Source organism: Sandaracinus amylolyticus, from assembly GCF_021631985.1.
GTDB lineage: Bacteria > Myxococcota_A > Polyangia > Polyangiales > Sandaracinaceae > Sandaracinus > Sandaracinus amylolyticus_A.
Map to the genome: position 1 here is coordinate 9,486,198 of NZ_CP070225.1, position 25,601 is coordinate 9,511,798.

Sequence of the window (25,601 nt, forward strand, 5' to 3'; positions counted from 1 at the left end):
AGGATGGCGCTCACCCCTCGCCTGCGCTCGCGAGCCCGAGCTTGTTCTTCGCGGCCTTGCCGATCTTCGTGCGACCGGCCTGCTTCATCACGTGCGTGAGCAGCTCTTCGCCGAGCGGATGGCCCGCCTCGGCGAAGTGGAAGCCGGCGTAGTAGAGGTGCTCCAGCTCGAGCGCCTTGTCCTTCTTGAGCGCCGCGCCGACGTCGAAGCCGCGATCCGCGAGCGCCTCGAGCTGGGTGAGCCCCTCGTCGCCGCTGCGCATCGCGGGGCGGGTGTCGAGGTGCGAGGCGCGCAGCGCGAGCGAGGCGAGCGCGTAACGATCGTCGTCGCTCGCGTGCTCGGTGCGCGCCAGGAGACCGAGCGCGATGCGCAGCTCGCTCTCCTTGTTCCTGCTGCGCTTGAGCTTCGCGACCAGCTCGCGCAGCCCCTCGGCGAACGACTTGCTGTCGGCGTCGCGCGCGACGTCGGCGTGGGCCTGCCATCCCTCGCCGCTCGAGAGCCGCGCCAGCGCCGCCTCGACCAGCTTCTTGCGCGCCGCGGGCGGCAGCTTCTTGGTGTGGGGGCGCAGCGCGTAGCGCAGGGTGTTCGCGCGATCGGCGTCGGTCTCCGCCGCGAGCGCGGTCGCGAGCGCGGGGCCCGCGTCGTCGCGCGTCTCGAGCGCCTTTGCCGCGAGCTCGCCGCGTCGTCGATCCGCCTTCGCGACCACCTCGACCAGCGCCTTCGTCACCTCGCCGCCGGGCTGCCTCGAGAGCTTCTCGATCGCGATGCGCGCGCGCTCGGGATCGGGGTGCGCCGCGAGCCGCGCGATGCGTCCCGCGTGCTTCGCGGGCAGCTCCACCGCGGCGAGCCCCATGATCGCCGCCTGCGCGAGCATGCGATCGTCGGCCTCCGCGGCGTCGACCATCGCGTCGATCACGTCGGCGGTGCGCGCCTCGTCCTTCGCGATCACGTACCGCAGCGCGATCAGCGCTTCCTGCCGCACCGCGAACGGCGCGCGGGGATCGCGCGCGTACTCGAGCAGGATCTCGGTGCCCTCGTCGCGCTCGAGGTAGCCGAGGATCTTCACCGCGGTCGCGATCGGGATCGGCGAGACCGGCGGGCTCTTCTTCATCTTCTCGAGGATGCGCGTGACCTCGGAGAGCCACATGCGCCGCGTCTTCGCGTCGGCGTCCTTGATGCGCGGCCGCACCTGCAGGGCGACGGCGCGCGCGACCTCGGGATCGGCGGCCTCGAGGTTCGCGAGCAGCGTGTTCACCGCGTCCTTGCGATCGCCGAAGCGCGCGAGGATCGCATCGAGCGCCTTGCGCTCTTCGCCCTGCGCGGTGGGCACCCGCGCCTTCACCTGCTCGACGACCTCCTCGCCGCACGCGACGATCGCGTCGATCGCGAGGCGCCGCACGTCGGGATCGCGCGCGCCGGCGAGCGGCAACATCGCGGGCAGCGCGCGCGGCGCGCCGATGCGGGCGAGCGCCTCGAGGGCAGGGCGCTGCAGCGGCGGCGCGCCGGTCTCGAGCATCGCGACGAGCCCTTTGATCACCTCGGGCCCGCGCGCCTTCAGCTCACCGAGCACGATCGCCGCGGCGATGCGGCGCTCCGGCGCTTCGTGCGTGAGCAGCTGAGCGATCTCGTCGATCGGCGACTTGGCCATGCGAAGAGGATACGCCGTTGCTCCGAGCGGAGAGCACGAGCATGCTCGCGCGCCGGTCGATGCTGGATCTCGCGAGCACACGCGCACGCTGGGCGCTCCGGGGCGTCGTGATCGCGTCGGTCCTCGTCGCGGTGGCGCTGCTCGTCGATGCGATCACACCGGCGCGCGGTCGCGGGCTCGTGCAGCGCACGTGGCGTCCTCGCGGCGAGGTCTGCGCAGAGCCGCCCGGCGATGCATCGCGCGAGGTGGTGCGCGACGCGGTGGTGCTCCCGCGCGAGCGCGCGCGGCGGTGCATCACGTGGAGCGCGGCGTTCGTCACGCGCTTCCGCACCCCGGTGCGCTTCGAGATCGAGACGAACCGCGCATTCGTGCTGCGCGTCGAAGGCGACGAGGTGCTGCGCGCGCCCGATGGCGCGATCGAGGTGCACGCGCACGAGATCGATCTCGCGCGCGGCGCGCACCCGATCGAGCTCGCGCTCGCCGCGCCCACCGGGCCGGGGTCGTACCTCCGGGTGCGCACGCTCCTGATGAACGGCGCGCGTCCCTGGGGCTCGCGTCCCGTCGATCTCGACGAGTGGCACGTCTCGGCGTCGAGCGATCCCGGGCCCCGCACCGCCGCGCGCACGATCGCGTTCGCGCTCGCGCTGATCGTCGCGCTCTCCGGGCTCGTGATCGCGCGGCGGCGATCGATCCCGACCTGGCTCTCCGACGCGCTGATCGTCTTCGTCCTCACGAGCCTGTACTTCGTCCCTCGCGCGCTCTCCGCGGGGTTCTCGATCGACGAGCTCGCGTACGTGAAGGCCGGCGAGAACTACGTCGCGAACCTCCTCGCGGGCGACTTCGAGACCGCGGCGTGGCGCTGGAACATGGAGCACCCGCCGGTCGCGAAGTGGGTGTACGGCTGGGGCGCGCTGCTCGGTGGATGGAGCGGCGCGCGCGCGACCGCCGCTCTCTGTGGCGCGCTCGCGGTCGCGCTGATCGCGATCGCAGGACGCGTCCTCGTCTCGCGCCGCGTCGGCCTGCTCGCGGCCGCGCTGCTCGTGTGCACGCCGCACTACGCGGGGCTGATGCGCACCTGCACGCTCGAGGCGGTCACGTGCCTGGTCTGGGCCGCGCTGCTCGTCGTGCTCGCGCTCTGGGTGCGCGACGCGGGCATCGGCGATCACGTCGCGCGTCGCGCCCACCAGCCGCGCGAGCGCGTGCTGCGTGCGCTCGCGGGCGCGCTGCCGATCGTCGGCACGTTCGCGCGCGCGACCTCGGTGTGGTCGGGCCCGCTCTCGCTGCTCGCGGCGTGTTTGGTGTCGCGCCGTCGCGGCCAGGGCGGGCTGTGGATCCCCTGGGAGATGATCGCGGGCGGCCTGCTCGCGGTGCTGATCGTCTACGCGGGATGGCCCTGGCTCTGGCCCGATCCGCGCGAGCAATTCGGGCACGCGGTGCGGCACTTCACCGACTATCTGCCGCTCGAGTGGTACCGCGGGCATCTCCATCACCCGGGCCGCGGCTACTTCACCCACGCGTTCCTCGCGACCACCCCCGAGCTCCATCTGATCGCGGGCGCGCTCGGCGCGATCGTGCTCGCGCGACGCTCGCCCTCGTCGGCGCTGCTCGTCGTCGCGGCGTTCCTCCTGCCCTTCGCGCAGAGCCTCTCGCACGTGCGCCAGGACCTCTCGCGCTACGTGATCACCGCGTGGCTCGGCCTCGCGCTGCTCGCCGCGATCGGCACCGACGCGCTCGGCGTGCTGCTCGCGAAGCGGAACGAGCGCGCGCGTCTCGTGCCCGCGCTCGTCGTGATCTTCGTCGCGACGTTCGGCCTGCTTCGCGCCGAGCCCCATCCCCGCACCTACTTCGCGCCGTGGACCGGCGGTGCGCCGCACGTCGCGGAAACGCGCGCGTTCGAGATCGCCGACTGGTGCGAGGGCCTCGAGGACGCGACCGCGCACGTGAACGCGCACGCCGGGCAGGGCGAGCGCGTCGAGTACCGCACGAGCTGTCGCGACCTCCACGATCCGCTGCGCGACGATCTGATCGAGCATCGCGGCGCGGGCGCGCAGTGGGTGATCTCGCAGCGCTTCGCCTACGAGCTCGACCAGCACGAGCCCGCGCTCGCGTCGTGCACGATCGCGCACGACACCGTGTCCTCCGGTGTCGTCGTCGCGCGCGTCTGGGACTGCCGCTGATCAGCGCACTTCGGTCGGCGCGCCGGTGGTGGCCGGCGTCGTCGTCCCGGTGATCTCGCGCGGCGGGGTGGGGGGCGGCGTCGCGGCCTGCTGCGCGCGTCGCTGCGCCTCGAGCGCGACTCGCTCGCGCGCCGCGAGCTCGTCGGTCCAGATCTGCGCGACCGTCGTCTCCTCGCGCACGCGCTCGCCCTCCATGCGCCCGCGGATCGTCACCCGCCCTTCGCCCGCGAAGCGCACCGCGACGCTCTCGACGCGCTCTTCCTCACCACCGTGGCTCTCCTCGCGCGTGACGATGTCGGCGCAGAGCATGTCGGTCGCGCCCTCGGGCACGCCGCAGATCGAGAGCTCGCCGTGGGTGCCGTAGGTGTCGCTCGACTCGTAGTCCTCGTCGTCGTCGGCCTCCATGTACCACTCGTCCTCGACCATCACGAGGACCTCGGGCTCCCCGCCCGGCTGCACGTCCTGGAAGCGCACCTCGATCGTGACCGTCGAGTCCATCCCTTCGACCGAGTACACCGGCCCCCGCGTGATCCAGCTCTGCCCGTCGAACGTGAGCAGCTCGTACGAGGTCTCGCCGCGATCGTCCCAGGCCTGCTCGGGCGTGCCCGCGTCGTCGTAGTCGCCGATCGAGATCACCGCGGCCTGACGTCGCTCGCGGCCGCGCGCGACCGCCTCGACGTGCACCGCGCAGCTGCCCTCGGTCGAGTCCTCGCCGATCGTGTCCGAGCCCTGCTCGACCGGCGCGCCGCACGCCTCGTTCTCCCGCCCGGTCGCGTAGGTCCAGAGCGTCGCGGGCACGGTCTCGGGTCGCTCACCGCGCCGTCCGAGCTCGGTCGCGACGTCGTTCCATCGCCCGCGCACCGCCTCGTTCTCGCGATACCAGAGCGAGCGCTCGTAGTCGCTCAGCGCGCCCGTGAGCCCGGTGCGCGTCCCCTCCGCGTCGGTCAGCGCGCGCGCCCGCGCCTCCGCGATCCGACCGCGGTTGTACAGGCACGCGCCGAGCGTGTTGCGCTTCGCCGCGTCGGCGAGACGGAAGTCGTTCTCGAGCGTCGAGACGCCGCGCCGCGTCTCCGCGTCCGCGCCGTCGAGGTTGCCCACGTCGAAGTAGAGCCACCCGAGCTCGCAGCGCGCCTGCGCGTCGTTGGGGTCGGCCTGGATGCGCGCGCGCAGCGGATCGGCCTGCGCCGCGGCGGGCTCGGGTGGCGGCGTCGGAGGCGGCGTGGTCGCGGCGGGCTCGGTCGTCGCGGCCGGCTCGCTCGTCGCGGGCGTCGTCGGTGGAGGTGTCGTCGGATGCGTGGCGGCCGGCCGGGTCGGTGTGGGCGGCGCCTCGCTCCCACCGCTGCACGCACCGAGTCCCATCGCGATCGTGACCAGGATCGTCCGCGTCGTCGCCTTCACGCTCCCCCTCCCGGCGCCCGAGGATACCGATCGGCGCGCACGCATGACACGTACGCTCGGCATCGCGATTCCGCGCCTCGCTCGCGCATCCGGAGTAGACTGGTCCCGATGCCTTCGCTGAAGTGGATCCGGCCCGAAGGGCGGCCGAAGGTCTACTCGATCTTCAAGAAGCTCACGTCGATCGGCCGTGCCGGCGGCAACGACATCCCGATCGAGGACCGCTCGCTCGCCGAGTACCACGCGCAGATCGTCTTCGACGGACGCGAGTTCAACCTCAACGAGGTCGACCGCGAAGGCGAGATCCTCATCAACGGCAAGAAGAAGCGCCGCTGCAAGATCCAGCACGCGGATCGCCTCACGCTCGGCGGGGTCGAGCTCGTCTTCTCCGCGTTCGACGAGTCGGTGGATCGCGACGGTCCCTCGAGCGACGAGGACGCGTCGGTCGCGGCCGAGCTCTCGGGTCTGCGCAAGCTCCACGAGCTCTCGATGCGGCTCATGCAGAGCCGCTCGATGCAGGAGCAGCTCGAGCTGCTGATGGACACCGTCCTCGAGGCGACCCACGCGTCGAAGGGCTTCCTCGTCCTGCTGGAGAACGGCGACACGAAGATCAGCGTCGCGCGCCACCTCGCGGGCCGCCCGCTGCCCGAGGCCGAGCAGCTGCTCAGCGACTCGATCGTGAAGAAGGTGCTCGAGTCGCGTCAGCCGCTGATCGTGAGCGACGCGGTGAACGACACGTTCTTCGGCGCGAGCCAGAGCGTCATGAACCTGCAGCTCGCGAGCGTGATGTGCGCGCCGCTGATCGCGCAGGGCCAGCTCCTCGGGCTCATCTACGTCGGCAACGACAGCGTGCGCGGCCTCTTCGAGGAGAGCTCGCTCGACGTGCTCACGATCTTCGCGTCGCAGGCCTCGCTGCTGCTGCAGAACGCGATGCTCCTCGATCAGCTGCGCAGCGATCGCGATCAGCTCGCGGAGCAGCTCAACGAGCGTCGCTTCGGCGACATCGTCGGCACGAACCCCTCGCTCGTCGAGGTCTTCCGCAAGGTCGAGAAGGTCGCGTCGACCGACATCTCGGTGCTCATCACGGGCGAGACCGGCACCGGCAAGGAGCTCATCGCGCGCGAGATCCACCGTCGCTCGCCGCGCCACGCCGGGCCCTTCGTCGTCGTGAACTGCGGCGCGATCCCCGAGAACCTCATGGAGAGCGAGCTCTTCGGCCACGTGCGCGGCGCCTTCACCGGCGCGATCGCGACGCGCCAGGGCAAGTTCCAGGCGGCGAGCGGAGGCACGCTCTTCCTCGACGAGATCGGCGAGATGCCGCTCTCTCTGCAGGTGAAGCTGCTTCGCGCGCTGCAGGAGAAGGTCGTCGTCAAGGTCGGCGACACCAAGGCCGAGCGCGTCGACATCCGCGTCGTCGCGGCGACCAACCGCAACCTCGAGGACGAGATCCGCAAGAGCGCGTTCCGCGAGGACCTCTACTACCGCCTCAACGTCGTGAACCTGCACCTGCCGCCGCTGCGCGAGCGGGGCGACGACGTGCTCGTCCTCGCGAAGTTCTTCCTCGCGAAGTACGCCGAGGAGCTGAACCCGAAGGTGAAGGGCTTCACGCCCAACGCGCTGATCGCGATCCGGAAGTACGAGTGGCCGGGCAACATCCGGCAGCTCGAGAATCGCATCAAGAAGGCGATCGTCCTCTGCGACAAGACGCTGGTCGGCCCCGAGGACATGGACCTCTTCCCCGAGGCCCTGCAGCCGATCATGACGCTCACCCAGGCGCGCGAGGACTTCCAGCGCCGCTACATCCTCGAGGTCCTCGAGCGGAACAACGGCAACCGCACGAAGACGGCGCGCGACCTCGGCGTCGATCCGCGCACCATCTTCCGCTACCTCGAGGGCATGCCCGACGCGCCCGAGCCCGGCGGCCCGCCCACCGAGTGATCACGGGAGCCGTGATGACGCATCGCGTCGATCCCATCACGGGATCGGAGGTCTGACATCGATGTCGTGGGCGGCTCGGGCAACGTTCGACGCGATCGCGCGAATTGCCGGGCGATCCGTGGGCACCGTGGCACGCGCAGCGCGTGGCACTCGCGCTGCATTCGCGTGCGCAGGAATGGTCGCGTCCGGTGCGCTGATGGTGACGCTCCCGGGCTGCCTGACGCAGAACGTGCAGTACGACGTCCCGCAGAACTACCCGCCCTCGATCGAGTCCGCGGACACCGCGCTGTTCCCGCTGAACAGCCTCATCCAGTTCCCGAGCGAGCTGGAGGTCGAGGCCGACGGGGGCACGACGACGCTGGAGCGGATCCCGCTGCGCATCGACGTGCGCGACCCCAACGTCGAGCAGCGTCTCGAGTACCGGCTCTACATCGACTTCGACTCGGAGGCGCCGATGCTCACCGGGAACGCGCCGATCCCGCCGAACCCGCCGAGCCTGCGTCGCGAGCTCGAGATCTTCGTGCCCCGGACGTTCCTCGAGCCCGAGGGCTGCCACCGGATCGAGGTCGTGGTGTCGAGCGCGTTCGCCGGCCCGATCGGCCGCGCGCCGCAGACCCAGGGAGACGTCGCGACCGCGACGTGGTGGGTCGTCTCGGACACCGACGGCATCAACGGCGTCGACGCGACGGTGTGCCGATGGTGAGCCGCGCGCACCTCGCACTGCTCCTCGCGGGCGCGCTCTCGGGCTGCACGCTGACGATCGATTCGCCGCGCACGCCGCCGACGAATTCCTGCGGCGAGGACGCGGACTGCGACACGTCGCGCTGCGATCGCGAGATGGGCATCTGCGTCGCCGACACGACCGCGCCCTACGCGTTCAACGTCCAGATGGTGCTGCCGGCGTCGATCGACGAAGGGCGTCCCGCGCTCGTCACCTCGAGCGGCTCGTTCGCCGCGAGCGGCGCCGACGCGAGCATCCAGATCGCGGTGCGCGCGCCGGTGCCGGTCACCGGCTGGGTGCGCGAGGGCGGCACGCGGCCGGTCGAGGCCGACGTCGTGTTCTCGCCGCGCACGACCGTGGTCGTGCCGGTCGCGCCGCGGGTGACGGTCACCACGCCCGGCGTCGAGACCGCGGGCATCGTGCCGATGCGGGCCCACGAGTTCGCGACGCAGCTCGTGCCCGGCCTCGTCTACGACGTGGAGGTCCGGCCGCGCGGTGAGGACGCGCGCCGCCTCGCGCCGACGCGCGCGGTGCTCGATCTGATGGGCGGCCAGCGATACGACGTGACGCTGCGCCCGAACGAGGAGCACTTCCGGCTCGCGGGCACGCTCGTCGATCTGGTGGGCACCGGGCACGACGGCCTCGAGGTGCGTGCGATCGACGAGAGCGGACGTCTCGTCTCGTCGGTCGCGACGACCTCGACGATGGGCGAGGACGAAGGGGTGTTCGTGCTCTTCGTCGATCCGGCCGCGACCAACTGGCGGCTCGTGGTCTCGGCGCCTCCCGCCTATCAGGAGGCAGCGGCGTTCCCGACGATCACGGTCGACCCGGCGGTGCTCGTCTACGAAGGCCCGACCGACGACCCGCGGGTGCGCGTGCTGGTTCCGGTGCCCGACCAGACCGGCGCGTGCTTGGCCGGGACGGTGGAGATGCCGGGCGGCGGCGCGGCGATCGGCGCGACGATCACGCTGCGCTCGCGCGCGCTCGAGGACGAGGAGACCGGGCTGACCGGCACGTTCTCACTGCAGCTCACGACCTCGGCGGGCGCGTCTCCCGAGGCGCCGATCGGGTGCTCGCTCGCGCCGCTGCCGCCGGGCGGCTTCGAGGCGCGGGTCCTTCCCGGCGAGTACGACATCGAGATCCGCCCCCTCGAGCCGGAGGTCGGGGTCTACGTCGAGCACCGCCGGATCACCGACGACACGGTCGGCCCGGTGTTCGTGCTCCCGGAGCGCGCGCAGCTGAGCGGCATCCTCCAGCGCTCGGCCGGCGAGCCGGTCTTCGACGCGCGCGTGCGCGCGGTCCCGCTCAATGCGCCGCTGCCGGGCCCGCGCACCGACGAGGCCTCGCTGCTCAACCGGGCGAACGAGACGATCACGGATCCGCTCGGCAACTTCCGACTGCTGCTCGACGTCGGGGTCTACGACCTGATCGCCGAGCCGCCCGACGGCAGCGGATGGCCGTGGGTGGTGCGCCCGGCGTTCGCGATGGCGGCGCGAGAGTGGACGGAAGTGCTCGACGTCGGGCACCCGATCGCGGTTCGTGGGCGCGCGAGCTTCGACGACGGCGCGCTGATCGCGGGCGCCGAGATCACGGCGTACGCGGTGGTCGGCGAGGCGGGGGCCGAGCGGGCGGTGCCGATCGGGCGCGCGACGAGCGACGCCGAGGGCCGTTTCCTCCTGCTCCTCCCGCCCGAGCTGCGGTGAGCTTCGGAAGGGGTCTTGGAAGACCCCTCCCCGAACGCTGCGCGCGGGTCCCAGCCCGGCTTGCTCTCGCTCGGCGAAGCCGTGCTCGACCCAGTCACGCGAATGCGGCGGATCGCGGCCAGATCCGTGGGCGGTTCACGCTGGATACAAACACTGCGAGCGGAAACGGCCGTTCGGCCGGAACCTGTTCGCAGCCTCTTGTCAGCCGGCGTGTGTTTCGGCTTAGGATTCGGCCACCGGACCGGGAGCCGGGCCCTGCAAGGCCCCGAGTGCGGCTCGAACCCCAATGGAACCGGGAGATCTGAGACCATGAACAGCAAGCTGAAGACCTCGCTCGTGGTGGCTGCGTCGGCCCTGCTCGGCCTGAGCGCGTGTGGCGGCGGCAGCGCCCAGAGCTCGGAGTCGACGGGCGAGACCGCCTCGTCGGGCAGCGAGACCACGACCGAGACGACGACGACCGAGTCGGGCGACGCGACGGGCACCCAGGCGTCGTGCGGCGCGGGTAGCTGCGGTGGCGCGGCCGAGGGCGAGTCGACCGGCGAGGCGCCGGCCGAGGGCTCGGGGACCTGATCTCCCTGCGCTGCTCTCGTTCATGAGAGCAGGGCGCGCAGACCGCGCGCCTCGATCGCGAACGAGAGCCGGCGTACAGAGGTGCGCCGGCTCTCGCCGTTCCAGGAGCAGGATGGCAGCGAAGGAAGCACGAGGGATCGGGCTCGGCCTGCGGCAGGAGATCGCCGCGGAGATGCTCGCGCGCAGGCCCGACGAGATCGAATGGGTGGAGATCCACCCCGAGAACTACGTCGAGCGCGCCGGCTCGTTCGAGCGGCACCTCGCGGATGCGCGCGCGATCTGGCCGGTGGTGCCCCACGGGCTCTCGCTCTGCTTCGGCTCGATCGAGCCCTTCGAGCCGGCGTACCTGCGCAAGCTGCGCGCGTTCCTCGATGCGATCGACGCGCCCTGGTACAGCGACCACCTCTGCTGGGGCGGGGTCGACGGAGTCGCGCTGCACGACCTGATGCCGATGCCCTTCGTGCGCGAGTCGGTCGACGTCGCGTGCGCGCGCATCGCCCAGGTCGAGGACGCGATCGGTCGCCCGGTCGCGATCGAGAACGTCAGCTACTACGTGCACCCCGGCGCGCCGGAGATGCACGAGATCGACTTCGTGCTCGAGGTCCTCGAGCGATCCGGATGCCGGATGATGCTCGACGTGAACAACGTCTACGTGAACGCGCGCAACCACGGGTTCGACGCGCGCACGTACCTCGATCGCATCCCCGCCGATCGCGTGGTGCAGATCCACGTCGCGGGGCACCTCGTGCGGGCGGGACAGCCGATCATCGACACCCACGCCGAGCCGATCTGCGACGACGTCTACGCGCTGATCGGGCACACCCTCGCGCGCATGCCCGACGTGCCGGTGCTGCTCGAGCGCGACGGCAATTTCCCCGCGCTCGACGTGCTGCTCGAGGAGCTGCGGCGCCTCCGCGCGATCGCGGACGGAGCGCGCGCGTGACCGTCGCCGAGCTCCAGCGCGCGATGCAGCGGGTGTGCTTCGATCGCGCGCCCTCGCCCGAGGATCTCGCGCTGCTGGGGAGCGAGCGCGCGCTCCTGTACCGCGACCTCGTGCGGTCGCGGCTGCGCGAGCTCGTGTCGAAGGTGCTGCCGAAGACCGAGGCCGCGATCGGTCGCGCCCGGACGAGCGCGCTCTTCGATGGGTTCCTCGCCGAGGCGCCGCCGCGATCGCGCTTCTTCCGCGAGGTGATCCCGGACTTCGTGTCGTTCGCGCTGCTGCGCATCGAGGGGCCTGCGCACGCGCGCGACGTGCTCGCGCTGGAGTCGACGCGCTGGGAGCTCGCGTGGCGCGCCGGGGAGACGCCGGACGAGATCGTCGAGTTCGATCTCGAGAAGACGCCGGTGCCGCATCCCACGCTGCGCGTGCTCGCGCTGGGGCACGCGGTGCATCGCGACGTCGACCCGCCGCCGGCGGGTGCGTTCTTCGTGAGCGTGCATCGGCGCCCCGATCACGTGGTGGAGACGCGCACGCTCGACGCGACGTCGTTCGCGCTGGTGCGCGCCTGGGCGCGTGGGGATCGCCCCGCGATCGACGGCGTGCGCGAGGTGCTCGCGGCCGAGGGACGCGCGCCCGACGCCGCGTTCGTCGAGAAGATGAGCGCCCTGCTGACCGCGCTCCTCGAGGCGGGCGCGCTGCTCGGCTCGCGCGCCTGAGGACGCGCCGGGGCACCGAGTCGGGCCTATGCTGTCGTGGACGGTGCGGTTCGCCATCACGATCTCGGCCGCGCTCGTGATGATCTCGTGCGGCGCGCGCGCGCCCGCGAGCCCGCCATCGCCGCCTCCGGCGGGCACCGTGCGGTACACGTTCGCGCTCGAGCCCGACCTCGAGCACATCCACGCGACGGTGTGCTTCGAGGGCGGCGTGCCCGACGCGCTGGTCGCGATCCACGAGGAAGGGCGGGCGCGCGTCGAGACCGCGGTCGTGCTGCGCGAAGGCGCGACGCACCCGCTCCCGATCGACGAGGAGATCGATCTGCGCGGCGTCGCGCCCGGCGAGTGTGTGCGCTATCGCGTCGATCTCTCGCCCGGGCGCCGCGCCGCGCCGGGCGCGCCCGGGAGCTATCGCGTGGGCGACGATCTCGTCGCGCCCACGAGCCTCTGGCTGCGCGCGCCCTCGCCGCGCGACGAGTCGACGGCGATGCTCGCGCGCTTCGTGCTGCCCGAGGGCGTGCGCGTCTCGACGGTGTGGCCCGACGCCGACGAAGAAGGCTGGATGCGCATCGACGAGCGCGCGTTCCGCTACATCGCGTACGTCGCGTTCGGCGAGCTCGAGGTGGAGCGTGTGTCGGTGCCGGGCGGGTGCATCGACGCGGTGGTGCTCGACGGCGCGCTGAACGTCGACGCGGACCAACGTCGCGCGTGGCTCGGTACTGCGGGGCGCGCGGTGTCGCGGGTGCTCGGTCACTTCCCCGCGGAGCGCGCGGGCGTGATCGTCGTGCCCACGCCGTTCGCCGACACGCCGGTGCTCTTCGGGATCGTCGGGCGCGGTGCGCTGCCGACGATCGCGCTGCTCGTCGGCGAGAACGCGCGCCCCGACGCGCTGGTGCCCGACTGGACCGCGGTGCACGAGTTCACGCACCTCGCGAGCCCGTTCGTCGAGCGCGACGAGGCGTGGATCACCGAGGGCCTCGCGACCTACTACCAGCAGGTCCTGCGCGCGCGCGAAGGGATGCTCACGCCCGAGCAGGCGTGGAACGAGATGCTCCACGGGTTCGCGCGCGGACGCAGCGAGGGCACCGGTCGGACCCTCCGCGACGAGTCGCGGGACATGTTGCGTACATACGCTTTCGGGCGGGTCTACTGGTCCGGCGCCGCGCTCGCGCTGATGGCCGACGTCGCGTATCGCCGCAGCTCGGACGGACAGGGCTCGCTCGACGACGCCATGGTGCGCGCGTCCGATCGACGCGACGAGACGCTGCGCGCCGACGAGCTCGTGCGCGCGATGGACGGACGCGACGGAGGCCCGTTCGCCCGCGTGATCGCGAGCTGGATCGACCGCGCGGAGTTCCCCGACGTCGACGAGACCCTGGCGTGGCTCGGGGTGCGCAGGGGGGTCGCGGGTGTCGAGCTGCACGATGCGCCAGGTGCGGCGATCCGCGACGCGATCATGAATCGCGGCGCTCCGCTCGCGTCGAACCCCGACGGGTGCCGGTAACGAATTCCGGGGAAATCCCTCTTGTTCGAGGGACTTCGTGCTGCGAACCTTCGCGCGAGCAGAGATGCTCGTTTCGCTGTTCGGACGTCTGCTCCGGTCCTTCGAGCCCGGATCTGACGTGCGGGCGGAAGACGAAGAACTCGTGAGGAGCAAGGAAAGCATGCGACTGCGCACGTCCGGTTGGTTCATCTCGATGCTCGCGTTCGTCGCGGCGATCTCGTTCGTCGCGGCGGATGCGTCGGCGCAGGCGCGCACGTTCCGCATGACGCGCGGGGGCGGGAGCCGGATCCAGTGGGTCTCGGACGCGCCGCTCGAGCGCATCACCGGCGTGAACAACGCGGTCACCGGCGAGCTCACGGTCGACCCCGCGAACCTCGCGACGGCGCGCGGCACGGTGAGCGTCGACATCGCGCAGATGCGCACCGGGCTCGACCTCCGCGACGAGCACCTTCGCGGCAGCGACTGGCTCGATGCCCAGCGCTTCCCGAACGCGACGCTCGAGATCACCGGCATCGAGGGCGCGACCGCGCTGCGCCCGAACGAGACGCAGCGGGTGACGATCCGCGGCCGCTTCACGCTGCACGGCGTGACCCGCGACATCACGGCGAGCGCGCAGGTGCGCCTCGTCCCGCTCAACGACGAGCTGCGCGCCGAGGGCGTCACCGGCGACGTGATCCGCGCGCAGGCGAGCTTCGACATCGCGCTCGCCGATCACCAGGTGTCGATCAGCGCGCCGGTGCGCCTCAAGGTCGCGAACACGATCCGCGTGAACGTGACCATCCGCGCCGTCGCGAGCTGAGTCGGTGACGAGGCCGCGCGATCGCCGCGGCCTCGCTCAATTCTCCAACGACCGGCCCACGGCGCGCATCGTCTCGCGCAGCCAGGTGTGGGCCGCGTCGCTCTCGACGCGCGGGTGCCAGATCATCAGGTAGCGCATCGTGCCGAGCTCGCGCGGTGCGCCGACGACGCGGACCGCGGCGCTCTTCGCCGCCTCGCGCGCCATCCGCTCGGGCACCGTCGCGACGAGATCGGTGCCCACGACGCTGCGGATCGCCGCGCCGATGTACGGCACGCGGATCGCGAAGCGACGGTGCTCGCCGATCGCCGCGAGGCGCTGCTCGAGGTGGGTCTGTCGGCCGCCGAGGATGCCGACGCCGATGTGCCGCGCGGCGACGTACTGCGCGAGCGTGAGCCGCTTGCGATGGCGGCTCTTCGCGTCGACGACGCAGACGAACTGGGTGTCGAAGAGCACCTCGCGCGAGAGGTGATCCGGCACGTGCCCGTCGTCGCCGTAGAACAGCATGTCGATGCTGCCGTGGGCGAGCGCGTCGAAGAGCCCGTCGTGCCACGGCACGAGCTCGAACGAGACCTGGCTCTCGAGCGGTAGGTGCTCGCGGCAGAGCGGCGGGCCGAGCACGTGGGTCGCCTGCTCGGTCGCGCCGATGCGGAAGCTCGCCTCCTCGCGCATCGGATCGAAGCGCTCGCCGCTCAGCAGACGATCGAGCCGCGGCAGCATCAGCGAGAGCTCGGCCGCGAGGCGCTGTCCCTTGGGCGTCGTCTCGTAGCCCGCGGGCGTGCGCACCAAGAGGTCGTCGTCGAACGTGTCGCGCAGGCGCTGGAGCGCGCGGCTGACCGCGGGCTGGCTGATGAAGAGCCGCGCCGCGGTGCGCGAGACGCTGCGCTCTTCCGCGAGCACCGCGAACACGACGAGCAGGTTCAGGTCCGCCTGGCGAAGTTGCGTCACGCGCATATTCGACTTCCGCATTATGCATTGGGCGCATACACGCCGCGACGTCATCGTCTCTTCGTCGGCAGCACCAGCGCTGCCCGGAGCAGAGGAGAGCGCGATGAGATCGGCCATCGTCACCGGCGCGTCCCGCGGGATCGGGCGCGCGATCGCGAAGCGGCTCGCGTCGGACGGATACGGGATCGCGGTGGGCTACGGAGGCGGCGCCGACGAGGCGCGCGCCGTGGTCAAGGAGATCGAGGCAGCGGGCGGTCGTGCGATCGCGATCGGTGCCGACGTCGCGAGCGCGCCCGACGTCGAGCGGCTGTACCGCGAGACCACCGCTGCGTTCGGCGGGGTCGACGTGGTGGTGCACAGCGCGGGCATCATGCCGCTCTCGCCGATCGCGGCGGGCGACGTCGAGCTCTTCGATCGCGTCGTCCGCGTGAACCTGCGCGGCGCGTTCCTCGTGATGAGCGAGGCCGCGAAGCACGTGTCGACGGGCGGGCGCATCATCGCGCTCTCGACGAGCGTGATCGCGAAGTCGCTGCCGACGTACGGCGCGTACATCGCGTCCAAGGCGGGCGTCGAGGGCCTCGTGCACGTGCTCGCGAACGAGCTGCGGGGGCGCGAGATCTCGGTGAACGCGGTCGCGCCGGGCCCGGTCGGGACCGATCTGTTCCTGCGCGGCAAGAGCGACGCGCAGATCGACGCGCTGCGGAAGATGGCGCCGCTCGAGCGGCTCGGACGGCCCGAGGACATCGCGGACGTCGTGTCGTTCCTCGCGGGGCCGCAGGGCGGATGGGTCAACGCGCAGGTCGTGCGCGCCAACGGTGGATTCGCGTGAGCGGAGTGGAGGCAGCCATGAGCCAGAACGTCGTTCTCATCACCGGTGCATCGAGTGGGTTCGGAGCGCTCGCGGCGCGCGCGCTCGCGCGTGCGGGGCACGTCGTCTACGCGAGCATGCGCGAGACCACGGGGCGCAACGCGCCGCAGGTCGAGGCGGCGCGCGCGTACTCGGCGGAGCACCACGTCGAGCTGCGCGCGCTCGAGCTCGACGTCGCGTCGCAGCCCTCGGTCGACGCGGCGATCGCGAAGATCGTCGCGGAGAGCGGGCGCATCGACGTCGTGATCCACAACGCGGGTCACATGGTGTTCGGGCCCGCGGAGGCGTTCACGCCGGAGCAGCTCGCGGAGCTCTACGACGTGAACGTGCTGGGCACGCAACGGGTGAACCGCGCCGCGCTGCCGGTGCTGCGCGGGCAGCGGCGCGGGCTCGTGCTCTGGGTCGGGAGCAGCAGCACGCGCGGCGGCACGCCGCCCTATCTCGCGCCCTACTTCGCGGCGAAGGCGGCGATGGACGCGCTCGCGGTGAGCTACGCGGGCGAGCTCGCGCGGTGGGGCATCGAGACGACGATCCTCGTGCCCGGCGCGTTCACCAAGGGCACGAACCACTTCGCGCATGCGGGCGCGCCCGCGGACCAGGCCCGCGCGGCCGAGTACGCGAGCGGGCCCGATGCGTCGCTCGCCGAGCAGATCCAGCGCGGCCTCGCGGCGAGCGAGCCGCCCGACGCCGACGTCGCATCGGTCGCCGAGGCGATCGTGCAGATCGTCGATGCGCCGGCGGGGGCGCGTCCGTTCCGCGTGCACGTCGATCCCGCGAGCGATGGTGCGGAGGTCGTGAACGCGGTCGCGGATCGGGTGCGCGCCGAGTTCCTCCGGCGCATCGGGCTGGGCGATCTGCTCGAATCTAGGGCGTAGCGCGGATCGCGAGCTCGCCGCGCGATGCGAGCACCTCGAGCACCGGCGTGATCTCGCCGAAGGGCACGCTGGGCGCGGCGGACACCGCGAAGAGCGGGCGCTCGTCGAGCACCAGCGATGTCGTGGTGCGCGCGACGTCGAGGCAGCGCACGAGCGCGTCGACGTCGACGTGATGATCGCGCGCCGGGATCGTCGGCGGCGCCGAGGGCTGGGTCGTGTCGCACGAGGGCGCGAGCGGCTGGTCGCGCAGCGTGATGCGCACCTCGAGCGACGGCGTGATCGTGATCGCGGGCCACGCGGGCTCGAGCGAGTCGCTCGGCTCCGGGGCGACCTCACCGGCGAGCGCGGCCGCGACCTCGCGCTCGATGCCCGCGCGCCGCCCGCGATGCGATGGCGGCAGCGCGAGCACCACCTCGCGCTCGCCCTCGAGCAGCACGACGCGCGGCTCGGTCCAGCCCTCGCGCCCCGCGCTCCACATCGCCTGCGACACGCGCCGCCACGACACCTCGGGGGCGGCCCGCAGCGCGTACGCGATCGGGATTCCCGCGCCCTCGGCGCGCGCGTCTTCGATGCGGCGTGCCCGCACCATGATCTCGGAGAGCGCGGGCACCTCGAGCGCTTCGCTCGAAGCGGGCACGTCGACGGCGATCTCCGCGTCGGGCACCCGCGCGCGATCGCCCTCGGGCCACGTCGCGATCAGCGCGCGATTGTCGACGGTGAACCCGTCCTCGCGCACGTCGACGCGCACCATCGGCGTGGCGGCGGGCAGATCGTCGCGGGTCGCGCGTGGCAGCGCGTCGCGCGGCGCTTCGATCGTCGGTGGGGCGGTGGGCGCGGGCTCGCAGGTGCACGCGCTCGCGATGCCGAGCATCGCGAGCGCGGCTGCGATCACTCGCACGCCGACCAGAGGCCCAGTCCCGCTGCCTGCGCCGCCGCGCTGTCCTCGGCGAGCACCGGCGCGTTCGACGAGTTCGGCTCGATCGTCAGCGTCTCGGCGAACCCACGCGAGACGAGCTGGCGGTTCCACATGTCCCCGGGGCCCGAGCCGACCCACGCGTACGCGAGGTCGCGACCGAAGTGGTCCTGACACTCGGCGTCGTAGGTCAGCCACACGTAGCGTCCGCGCAGCAGCTCGGTGAATGCCCACGCCTCGTTGCCGTAGCAGTCGGCGGGCGTGATCTCGCCGGTCTCCTCGTTGCGCTTCTCGGTCTCCGGCGTGTCCACGCCGATCAGGCGCACGCCGATCGACACGCTGTCCGACTCGCGCACCGCGTCGAAGGTGTCGCCGTCGCGGATGTTCGTGATCACGACGCGCTGCGGCGGCTGACACGGCGCGGGCGTCGCCGGCAGATCGCTCGCGTCGAGCTCGAGCACCCGCTGGTCCGAGAGCTGGATCGAGCCCTCGAAGAGATTGCCGACCTCGGGGTCGTACGTGCCGTCGTCCACCGGCTCGGGCTCGCCGAGACATCCGGCCAGCCCGAGCAGCAGCGCGATCGCGAGACAGGGTCTCAGCACCACATCCTCACTCTCGTCCGCTCAGAAGCGGAAGCGCGCCTCGAGGCGCAGCTCGCGCTCGAGCTCGGGCGCGTCCTCGTCCGACGGGTTCTCCTCGTTGTGCGCCTCGCGGTACATGAGCGCGAGGATCCCGGTGCTGCGGAAGAAGTACCAGTGGAGCGCGGCGCGCCACTGGAACGTGTCGAGCTGCTCGCGGTACGCCGGATCGCTCACCGGCTCCGAGCCCGCCGACCACGGCTGCACCTGCCACACGCCGCCGACGTCCGCCGCGAAGAAGAGCACGCGCGGGATGAGCAGCACGCCGAGCTGCACGTTGAACGCGCTCTGCACCGGGATGGTCTGGGGGTCGTCCATCACGAAGCGCGTGTAGTTCTCGACGCGCAGCGAGAAGTGCCAGACCTGCAGGAGCGAGAACGCGTTCGTCGCCGCGAAGCGCTCCGCCGGGCGCTGGTCGTACTTGCCGCCGACCGCGACGCCCCAGGTGAGCGGCACCGCGGTGTAGAGGAACGGCGAGTCGAAGCGATCGAAGAAGCCGATCAGGTTGAACTGGAACGCGCCGCCCGCGGCCCACGCGAAGTTGCGATCGTCGCTGCGGAAGAAGCGACCGCCGACGTTGCCGGTGAACTCACCCGCGCCCGCCGCGCCCCACGCGCGGAAGCGAATCACGCCGCGCTCGTCGATCGGACCACCGACCTCGAGGGCCGCGCCGTTCCCCTGCTCGAACGCGCGGTACATGTAGAACGGCGGATCGAGCAGCGGCTGGCGCGCCGCCGAGATGATCAGGCCCGGCGACAGACCGCCGAAGCCGCTGTTGATCGAGATGTAGTGGCCGAGATCCGAGATCGGGATCTGGAAGTTCGCGAACGTGAGGCGGACGCGATCCTCGGCGCGCACGTTGATGAGGAAGAACGAGTTCTCGATGAACGGGATCGGGCCGAGGGCACGCAGCTGCAGCAGCGTGAAGCCCGCCTCGGGCGTGTTCGTGATGCGCTCTTCGCTGCCCGACTGGTCGTAGTCCCAGCCGATGTTCGCGCCGACGCCGGCGACCACCGAGAAGCGCAGGCCGGGCGTGCCGTTGCACACCGTGACCTGGGGATCGAAGCGGCAGCCGAAGTCCGCGCAGTCGCTGCGACCGTCGAAGTCGTTGTCGATGCCGTCGCTGCAGAGCTCGTCGGTGCGCTCGCCGTTCGCGTCGCCGCCGCGGCCGATCAGATCCTCGACGCTCTGGCCCTCGCCGAGCTCGGGGAGATCCTCCTCGCTGCCCAGCGCCGCCGCACCGCTCGCGCTGCCGCTCGTCTGCGCGCCGCCGCGCCAGCTGCCCTGACACGCCGCGATCTGCGGGGTCTGGCAGTCGGCGTCCTCGCAGTCGACCATCTGGTCGCCGTCGTTGTCGATCCAGTCGCCACACGCCGCGCTGGTGCGCTCCTCGCCGCCGCCCGCGTGGCAGAGCTCGTTCTCGAAGCACTCCGCGTCGGCGCAGTCGACCAGGCCGTCGCCGTCGTCGTCGCGGCGATCGTTGCAGACCGTCTCGCTCGTGCTCGTCGGCGTGGGCGACGTCGCGGGAGTCGTCTCGGGCGAGCTCGGCGGCGGCGGCACCGGGGTCGCCTCGGTCGTCGTCGCGTCGTCCTGTGCGCGCGCGACGCTTGGCGGGCAGGCGATCGCGAGCGCGATCACGGGCAGGAGGAGCGCGGCCGCGCCGCGCAGTCGGAGGTGCTTCATCGGACCCTTGTCTTTCTGAGGAGCGAGCGGAGCGAGGAGTAAGTCAGCCGCAGACGCGCGAGCGACCGCCTGCGTCGACGCAGAGGTCACGGGTCAGCGGGTCGTAGTTGCAGTCCCAGTCGTCGCAGTCGACGAAGCCGTCGCCGTCGCCGTCGACGCCGTCCTCGCACGCATCGCGTGCCTGGGTGGAGGGATCCTGGAGGACGTAGCCGCCGCTCAGCTCGGGCAGCGGCTGCTCGAAGATCGCGCTCTCGCGGCAGGGCGCGCGGATCACCGCGCACACGGTGAGCGGCTCTTCGGGCCGCTCCTCGCTGGTCGCCGCGTAGCAGTGCGCCGGCGTCCCGTCGCCGAGCATGCAGCCCTGGCCCACGGTGCACGGCAGCGCGATCGTGAACGAGATGTCGACGACGTCGCGGCACGAGAAGTCCGAGCAGTCGCCGAACCCGTTGCCGTCGTTGTCGCGTCCGTCGCGGCAGCGATCGAAGCTGCGCTCGCCCTGGAGGCGGCACGCCGCGACGATCGCGCGATCGGTCGAGCGCGAGCACGAGTAGTCGCCGCAGTCCGCGAAGCCGTTGCCGTCGTTGTCGATGCCGTCGGTGCAGCGCGTGAGGTCGGTCTCCGCGCGGCTCGTGCAGTACTCGACCGCCTCGGGGCTCGCGCCGCGATCCGCCATCGTGCAGGAGAAGTCCGCGCAGTCGATGAAACGATCGCCCTCGTTGTCGACGCCGTCGCTGCACTCCTCGAGCGTCGTCTCGTCGGCCTGGGCGCAGAACTCCATGATCTCCGGCGCCCCACGCGAGCACCCGAAGTCGTTGCAGTCGACGAACCCGTTGCGGTCGTTGTCGACGCCGTCCATGCACCGCTCGAGGGTGTTCTCGAGCACGCTCGCGCAGAACTCGGCGATCGCGGGCTCGGTCGAGCGCGAGCAGCCGAAGTCGGCGCAGTCGATGAAGTTGTTAGCGTCGTTGTCGACGCCGTCCATGCAGCGATCGAGCGTGTTCTCCGGCCCGTTGCGGCCCTCGCAGTACAGGACGATGCGCATGTCGGTGCTGGTCGCGCACTGCTGGTCCGCGCAGTCGACCGCCATGTCGCCGTCGTTGTCGATCGCGTCGCTGCAGCGCGCGATCGTGTCCTCTCCGCCCTGGCACGCCGCGTTGGTGCGGCAGTCGGGGTCGCGGCAGTCGGTCGCGCCGTCCGCGTCGTCGTCCGCGCCGTTGCCGCAGTCGAGCTCGCCGCCGGTGCACACCGCCGCGCTCGCGCAGTCGGTGTCGTCGCAGTCGAAGAGGCCGTCGCCGTCGTCGTCGCGATCGTCGCCGCACTCGGTCTCGCGCTCGCACACCGTCACGAACGCGTTGTTGCGGCAGCCGTTGTCCGCGCAGTCCGCGAAGCCGTTGCCGTCGTCGTCGTAGCCGTTGCTGCAGAGCTCGTCGGTGAGCTCGATCGAGCAGCAGAGCTCGAGGATCCCCTGGCAGCTGCGATCACCGCAGTCGAACTGACCGTCGTCGTCGTTGTCGATGCGATCGCTGCACGAGACCGCGTCGTCCTCGGGCTCGATCGTCGGGACCTGGCGGATGATCTCGTCGCACCACCCGCGCATGATGCAGTCCTCGTCGAGGCAGTCGACGAGGCGATCGAAGTCGTCGTCGTGCCCGTTCTGGCACGTCTCTTCGTCGGTCTCGTAGCCGAGCGGCGGGCCCTCGGGGACCAGGTTCGGGTCGAAGCAGCCGGGCAGCAGCGTGGCGGTCAGCGCGAGCAGGGCCGCGATCGACGCACGAGAACGTTGGAGGTCCAAGCGATTCACTTTTCAGCAGAGGCCGCGCGAACGGCGGTGTCAGTGGGATGCGTGCGACCAGCGCGTGCCGTCGGGCGCGGTGCCGTGACCGCGGAGGCAGGACGCGCGCTCGCGGCCGTACCAGCGGCCGAAGGGAACGGCGATCATGCAGGAGCCCTGCTCGGTGCGCGTGGTGCCGAGCTGTCCCGACGCGCGCTCCGAGGCCAGGCGCGCGCGCAGCGGCTCGGCGAGCGCGGGCGGGGTGTACGCGGGGAGCTCTCCGAGGCGCGCGTAGCGGCGCACCATCTCGAGCAGCTGGTAGTTCGGGACGTCGGCGGCGAGCGTCGCGAGCGTCGCGTCCTCGCGCACCCGGCGGGCACCGGCCTCGACCGCGCTCTCGTCGGCGCGGATCTCGTCGTTGCAGACCCACGCGCACTCCGCGTAGGTGTCGTTGTGCTGCATCGACTCCGAGTGGCCGTCGTGGGTCGAGATGAGGCGGTTGTAGTGGTGCTCGCGGCTCGGGTCCTCGTCGGCCGAGTGCACCGAGGTCATCACGTAGTCGGGCACGCCGTGGGCCCACATGCCGCGGCGGTTCTCGATCGCCTCGCGCTGCGCGCGGATGTACTCGGGGCGCGTCGGGCTGTCGTCGACCATGTAGGCCATCGCGAAGCCCTGCGAGATGTGGCTCATCGCGAGGTCGGGGCAGTCCATCAGGAGGCGCCCGTAGCCGTCGCGATTGCCGTCGGTCGTGCAGTGCCAGGTGCCGCGACGCCCGTTGGCCAGCGCCTGCTTCGCGATCACGAAGAGCTCGTAGGGGTGCCAGTCGCCCCACTGGTGCGCGGGGCCGAAGCTCTCGAGGGTGTTGAACCCGCCGAGGCGGCACTGCGAGCCCGAGAGCGGGCCGCCCTGCACGCGGAAGCTGTCGCCGTCGTTGAAGCGAACGGGGACGAGCTGGCCGTTGACGAACACGCGCGTCCACTCGTCGGCGATCGCGTGAGGTGGCGTGCCGGCCGAGCTCCCGAGCACGAGGGCGAGCACGAGCAGGACCGCGAGATTCAGGACGCTCTTCCGCACCGGATGGGCTCCGCGACACGGCTCGGGGCCGAAAAAAAGAAGCCGCCATCCAACGACGTCGGAGGGCGGCTGTCAACCTGACTTGGAGGTACCCGGTCACAGGGCCAGCGGCGGGGCGATCCGGTGACGTGTGGCCATCACTGCGCGAGCGGCGAGCGGCGTGTCGGTCGTTGGCGGTGGGGCAGACGTGCCACGCGCACGGCTGTTCCCGCTTCGCAGATCACCTCCGGGACGCAGGTGCGCGCCACAGCGCTTGCGAGTCGAGGGTCGCGGCGCGAGCGCGCGGATCACGACCTCAGTCGCGCCCGGGCTTCGTCGAGCGAGATGCGCGATGCCGTGAGGTGCAGCAGGAAGCGCGCGAGCACCGGGCGCAGCGCGGCCGCCGGTACGCCGAGCGCGTCGGCGGCGAGATAGACCGCCGCCTGGAGCGCTTCGATCGTGGGAGCTTCGTCGCTCGGCGGAGGCGGTTTCGACGCGTCGACCGGCGGGGCGGGCGGCGCGGGGAGGGTGACCCCGATCGCCTCGGCGACGGTGGCGGCGATCGCCGAGTCGCGCTCCGCGATCGCCGCGACGAGCGCCGTGCGCATCGGCCCCTGCGGCACGGTCTCGCCCGCCTCCCACCGCGCCACGGTGCGCGGAGCGAGGCCGAGGAGGGCGGCGAGCTCCTTCTGCCGGAGACCGATCGTCACCCGTGCGTCGCGAAGGGTCTCGTGGATCGAGCGACGGCGCGCCATGAGGCGACGGTACGACAGCAGGACGACATCTGTCATGCCCACGCCGCCTCCGAGCTCGCGGTCCTACGACACCGCGCATGGAGTGTCGTCCGCGCGACGACAGCGACCAGGGTCGAGCCCTCGGCTCGTCTCCTCCGCGATGACAGGGCGACCTAGTCGTGTCGCCCGCCGTCATCGCGCGAGGGACAGGGTCGCGGTGACGCCTCCAAGATGTCATCCCGACATGACATGGTGAACGCTCGACGCTTCGTGCTGTCGTCGGCGCGAGGACATCGCGAAGACGTGACCCTTCGTGCTGTCGTCCGCGCGACGACGCGGACAGGCTCGCAGGGCTCGCGGTGTCATCCGCGCGATGACAGCCGTCAGGTGCTGGTCGAGTCGAGCCCCGACGGACGCGCGCGCTTCGGAAGATAGCGAGCGGGCAAGAAGCCCATCAGCGCGATCGCGAGCAGCGCGACCCAGCCCGGCCATGCGCCGAGCAGCTCGTAGAGCGTGGTGCCGCCCTCGAGCATCGCGACCGAGCCCACCAGATTCGCGCGCACGAACGTGCCGCTCTGCTCGGTGATGCGCCCCGCGGCGTCGATGATCGCGCTCACGCCCGAGTTCGTCGCGCGGATGAGGTATCGGCGGTGCTCGACCGCGCGGAAGCGCGCGAGGTGCAGGTGCACCCAGGGCTCCTGGGTGTCGCCGAACCACGAGTCGTTCGTGATGTTCACGAGCAGGTGGGGATCACCCTGGGCCTCGGCGCGGCGCACGAACGCCGAGACGATGTCCTCGTAGCAGATGAGCACCGAGAGCCGGTACGTGTTGCCGTCGCGCGCGGTGAACGGGACCGCCGCGGGATCGTCGCCCGGCGTGAACCGGCCGCTCATCGGCGAGATCTCGTAGACGATCGGGAACCAGTCGCCGAAGGGGATGTACTCGCCGAACGCGAGCAGATACGTCTTGTCGTAGACGCCGACGATCTCGCCGCTCGCGTCGGTCACGAACGCGGTGTTGCGATCCTGCTCGGCGCCCTCGGCGGTCACGTGCTGGCGCAGCGCGCCGAACACGATCGGCACCCGCACCTGGTCGAGCCCGAGGCGCCGCGCCCAGCGCCAGTCGCGCACGTTCGTGAGCCCGTTGGGCAGGAAGTACGTCACCGCCGACTCGGGCCACACGACGAGATCGGGATCGTGCTCCGCGGCGATCTCCGCGGTCTGCTCGACGTGGCGGCGCACGCCCATCGCGGGGTTCTGCCACTTCTCGAAGAGCCCCATGTTCGTCTGCACGACGCCCACGGTGAGCTGCGGCGCGGCCGCGATGCGCGCATCGGTCTCGTGGAGGCGATACGCGCCGTACCCGCACGCGAAGAGCACCGACGCGAGCGCGATGCCGGGCCAGAGCTTCGGGATGCGGCGCTCGCGCGTCCACGTGCTGCCCGCGTCGTAGAGCGCGCCCGCGACGACCATCGCGAGCGCGGTGCACATCATCGGGCCGCCGAGATCGGCGATCTGCATCAGCAGCGGGACCGGGTGGAACGCGCTCCCGTAGTAGTGCTCGAAGAGCATCGGGAAGAGCGCCTCGGTCGCGAGGTACGCCGCGACGAGCGCCGGGGTCGCCGAGAACCCGCGGGCGCGGGCGCGCGCCCAGAGCGCGAGGATCGCGACGAACTGCAGGCCCTGGAACAGATAGAAGATCGACGCGAAGAGCAGGCAGACGACGACCGGGAACCCCGAGAAGTCCACCAGCGTGTTGGTCAGCCAGTAGAAGCCGCCGAGCTCCGCGACGTAGCCGAAGAAGAGCGCGCGCCAGAAGAACCACTTCCCCTGGGGGCGCTCGAAGCCGCCGCGCGTCTCGAGCGGATCGAAGACGAAGAGCGCGGGGATGATGCCGAAGAACGCGAGCGGCCAGATGCCGAACCCCGCGAACCCGAGGAACATCAGCACCGCGGAGATCACGAGCAGCGCCCAGGGGCGCGCGCGGATCACCAGCGGGGTCTTCGGGGCCGAC

At 71.7% G+C, this 25,601-nt stretch carries 21 protein-coding genes; 11 read left to right on the forward strand and 10 right to left on the reverse strand.

Features of this window, described 5'->3' with window-relative positions; all coding sequences use genetic code 11:
- Positions 1–10: 10 nt before the first annotated feature.
- Positions 11–1,648: a HEAT repeat domain-containing protein gene (locus I5071_RS40370; RefSeq protein ID WP_236518720.1), complete on the reverse strand. Its 1,638-nt coding sequence runs from the start codon at positions 1,646–1,648 to the stop codon at positions 11–13.
- A 41-nt stretch (positions 1,649–1,689) separates the two neighbouring features.
- Between I5071_RS40370 and I5071_RS40375 the strand changes: the two genes are divergently transcribed.
- The gene (locus I5071_RS40375; RefSeq protein WP_236518721.1) at positions 1,690–3,825 is read left to right on the forward strand and encodes a glycosyltransferase family 39 protein; all 2,136 of its coding nucleotides are present in this window, start codon (positions 1,690–1,692) and stop codon (positions 3,823–3,825) included.
- On the opposite strand, the gene I5071_RS40380 is transcribed toward I5071_RS40375, so the two are convergent.
- The gene (locus I5071_RS40380) at positions 3,826–5,223 is read right to left on the reverse strand and encodes a tetratricopeptide repeat protein (protein ID WP_236518722.1); all 1,398 of its coding nucleotides are present in this window, start codon (positions 5,221–5,223) and stop codon (positions 3,826–3,828) included.
- Positions 5,224–5,331: 108 nt separating this feature from the next.
- Here I5071_RS40380 and I5071_RS40385 point away from each other — a divergent pair, with 108 nt between their 5' ends.
- The 8 genes from I5071_RS40385 to I5071_RS40420 all read left to right on the forward strand — a co-directional run bounded on the left by I5071_RS40385 (position 5,332) and on the right by I5071_RS40420 (position 14,108).
- Positions 5,332–7,158 carry a sigma 54-interacting transcriptional regulator gene (locus I5071_RS40385; RefSeq protein ID WP_236518723.1) on the forward strand — a complete coding sequence of 609 codons (1,827 nt, stop codon included), beginning with the start codon at positions 5,332–5,334 and terminating at the stop codon, positions 7,156–7,158.
- Between the two features lie 175 nt (positions 7,159–7,333).
- The gene (locus tag I5071_RS40390) at positions 7,334–7,861 is read left to right on the forward strand and encodes a hypothetical protein (RefSeq protein ID WP_236518724.1); all 528 of its coding nucleotides are present in this window, start codon (positions 7,334–7,336) and stop codon (positions 7,859–7,861) included.
- Positions 7,855–9,582 (forward strand): hypothetical protein, encoded by a 1,728-nt coding sequence (locus I5071_RS40395; protein WP_236518725.1) that lies wholly within the window; start codon positions 7,855–7,857, stop codon positions 9,580–9,582. Before I5071_RS40390 ends, I5071_RS40395 begins: the two co-directional genes overlap by 7 nt.
- Before the next feature lie 309 nt (positions 9,583–9,891).
- The gene (locus I5071_RS40400; protein WP_236518726.1) at positions 9,892–10,152 is read left to right on the forward strand and encodes a hypothetical protein; all 261 of its coding nucleotides are present in this window, start codon (positions 9,892–9,894) and stop codon (positions 10,150–10,152) included.
- Between the two features lie 112 nt (positions 10,153–10,264).
- Entirely contained in the window at positions 10,265–11,095 is an 831-nt protein-coding gene (locus I5071_RS40405) for a DUF692 domain-containing protein (protein WP_236518727.1), read from the forward strand.
- Entirely contained in the window at positions 11,092–11,808 is a 717-nt protein-coding gene (locus I5071_RS40410) for a putative DNA-binding domain-containing protein (RefSeq protein ID WP_236518728.1), read from the forward strand. Before I5071_RS40405 ends, I5071_RS40410 begins: the two co-directional genes overlap by 4 nt.
- A 43-nt stretch (positions 11,809–11,851) precedes the next feature.
- Complete coding sequence (locus tag I5071_RS40415) at positions 11,852–13,309, forward strand: hypothetical protein (protein WP_236518729.1); 1,458 nt, start codon at positions 11,852–11,854, stop codon at positions 13,307–13,309.
- A gap of 37 nt (positions 13,310–13,346) precedes the next feature.
- Entirely contained in the window at positions 13,347–14,108 is a 762-nt protein-coding gene (locus tag I5071_RS40420) for a YceI family protein (RefSeq protein ID WP_236518730.1), read from the forward strand.
- A 36-nt stretch (positions 14,109–14,144) separates the two neighbouring features.
- Here the strand turns inward: I5071_RS40420 and I5071_RS40425 are convergent, their stop codons facing one another.
- Positions 14,145–15,170, reverse strand: coding sequence for a LysR family transcriptional regulator (locus tag I5071_RS40425; RefSeq protein WP_236518731.1), 1,026 nt, complete (start codon positions 15,168–15,170; stop codon positions 14,145–14,147).
- On the opposite strand from I5071_RS40425, the gene I5071_RS40430 reads away from it, so the two are divergent.
- Complete coding sequence (locus I5071_RS40430) at positions 15,157–15,882, forward strand: SDR family oxidoreductase (protein WP_236518732.1); 726 nt, start codon at positions 15,157–15,159, stop codon at positions 15,880–15,882. The genes I5071_RS40425 and I5071_RS40430 overlap by 14 nt on opposite strands.
- A 17-nt stretch (positions 15,883–15,899) precedes the next feature.
- Positions 15,900–16,796: an SDR family NAD(P)-dependent oxidoreductase gene (locus tag I5071_RS40435; protein ID WP_236518733.1), complete on the forward strand. Its 897-nt coding sequence runs from the start codon at positions 15,900–15,902 to the stop codon at positions 16,794–16,796.
- Here the strand turns inward: I5071_RS40435 and I5071_RS40440 are convergent.
- The 7 genes from I5071_RS40440 to lnt form a co-directional block, all read right to left on the reverse strand.
- Entirely contained in the window at positions 16,786–17,694 is a 909-nt protein-coding gene (locus tag I5071_RS40440) for a hypothetical protein (protein ID WP_236518734.1), read from the reverse strand. The genes I5071_RS40435 and I5071_RS40440 overlap by 11 nt on opposite strands.
- Positions 17,685–18,311, reverse strand: a complete 627-nt coding sequence (locus tag I5071_RS40445) for a thermonuclease family protein (RefSeq protein ID WP_236518735.1) — start codon at positions 18,309–18,311, stop codon at positions 17,685–17,687. Before I5071_RS40445 ends, I5071_RS40440 begins: the two co-directional genes overlap by 10 nt.
- 21 nt (positions 18,312–18,332) lie before the next feature.
- A complete protein-coding gene (locus tag I5071_RS40450; RefSeq protein ID WP_236518736.1) occupies positions 18,333–20,030 on the reverse strand; it encodes a hypothetical protein in 1,698 nt (565 codons plus the stop codon).
- 43 nt (positions 20,031–20,073) lie between these two features.
- Positions 20,074–21,822: a hypothetical protein gene (locus I5071_RS40455; protein ID WP_236518737.1), complete on the reverse strand. Its 1,749-nt coding sequence runs from the start codon at positions 21,820–21,822 to the stop codon at positions 20,074–20,076.
- Between the two features lie 39 nt (positions 21,823–21,861).
- Positions 21,862–22,875: a thermonuclease family protein gene (locus tag I5071_RS40460; RefSeq protein ID WP_236518738.1), complete on the reverse strand. Its 1,014-nt coding sequence runs from the start codon at positions 22,873–22,875 to the stop codon at positions 21,862–21,864.
- Positions 22,876–23,162: 287 nt separating this feature from the next.
- A complete protein-coding gene (locus I5071_RS40465; protein WP_236518739.1) occupies positions 23,163–23,645 on the reverse strand; it encodes a helix-turn-helix domain-containing protein in 483 nt (160 codons plus the stop codon).
- A gap of 326 nt (positions 23,646–23,971) precedes the next feature.
- The gene (gene lnt, locus I5071_RS40470) at positions 23,972–25,579 is read right to left on the reverse strand and encodes an apolipoprotein N-acyltransferase (RefSeq protein ID WP_236518740.1); all 1,608 of its coding nucleotides are present in this window, start codon (positions 25,577–25,579) and stop codon (positions 23,972–23,974) included.
- Between the last annotated feature and the right edge of the window lie 22 nt (positions 25,580–25,601).

Bases quoted from the DNA above. Each gene is read 5' to 3' on its own strand.
- I5071_RS40390 (WP_236518724.1), top strand. From the start codon at position 7,334: ATGGTCGCGTCCGGTGCGCTGATGGTGACGCTCCCGGGCTGCCTGACG.
- I5071_RS40370 (WP_236518720.1), bottom strand. From the start codon at position 1,648: ATGGCCAAGTCGCCGATCGACGAGATCGCTCAGCTGCTCACGCACGAA.
- I5071_RS40435 (WP_236518733.1), top strand. From the start codon at position 15,900: ATGAGCCAGAACGTCGTTCTCATCACCGGTGCATCGAGTGGGTTCGGA.
- I5071_RS40375 (WP_236518721.1), top strand. From the start codon at position 1,690: ATGCTCGCGCGCCGGTCGATGCTGGATCTCGCGAGCACACGCGCACGC.
- I5071_RS40400 (WP_236518726.1), top strand. From the start codon at position 9,892: ATGAACAGCAAGCTGAAGACCTCGCTCGTGGTGGCTGCGTCGGCCCTG.
- I5071_RS40465 (WP_236518739.1), bottom strand. From the start codon at position 23,645: ATGACAGATGTCGTCCTGCTGTCGTACCGTCGCCTCATGGCGCGCCGT.
- I5071_RS40425 (WP_236518731.1), bottom strand. From the start codon at position 15,170: ATGGCCGATCTCATCGCGCTCTCCTCTGCTCCGGGCAGCGCTGGTGCT.
- I5071_RS40395 (WP_236518725.1), top strand. From the start codon at position 7,855: ATGGTGAGCCGCGCGCACCTCGCACTGCTCCTCGCGGGCGCGCTCTCG.
- I5071_RS40430 (WP_236518732.1), top strand. From the start codon at position 15,157: ATGAGATCGGCCATCGTCACCGGCGCGTCCCGCGGGATCGGGCGCGCG.
- I5071_RS40405 (WP_236518727.1), top strand. From the start codon at position 10,265: ATGGCAGCGAAGGAAGCACGAGGGATCGGGCTCGGCCTGCGGCAGGAG.
- I5071_RS40385 (WP_236518723.1), top strand. From the start codon at position 5,332: ATGCCTTCGCTGAAGTGGATCCGGCCCGAAGGGCGGCCGAAGGTCTAC.
- I5071_RS40450 (WP_236518736.1), bottom strand. From the start codon at position 20,030: ATGAAGCACCTCCGACTGCGCGGCGCGGCCGCGCTCCTCCTGCCCGTG.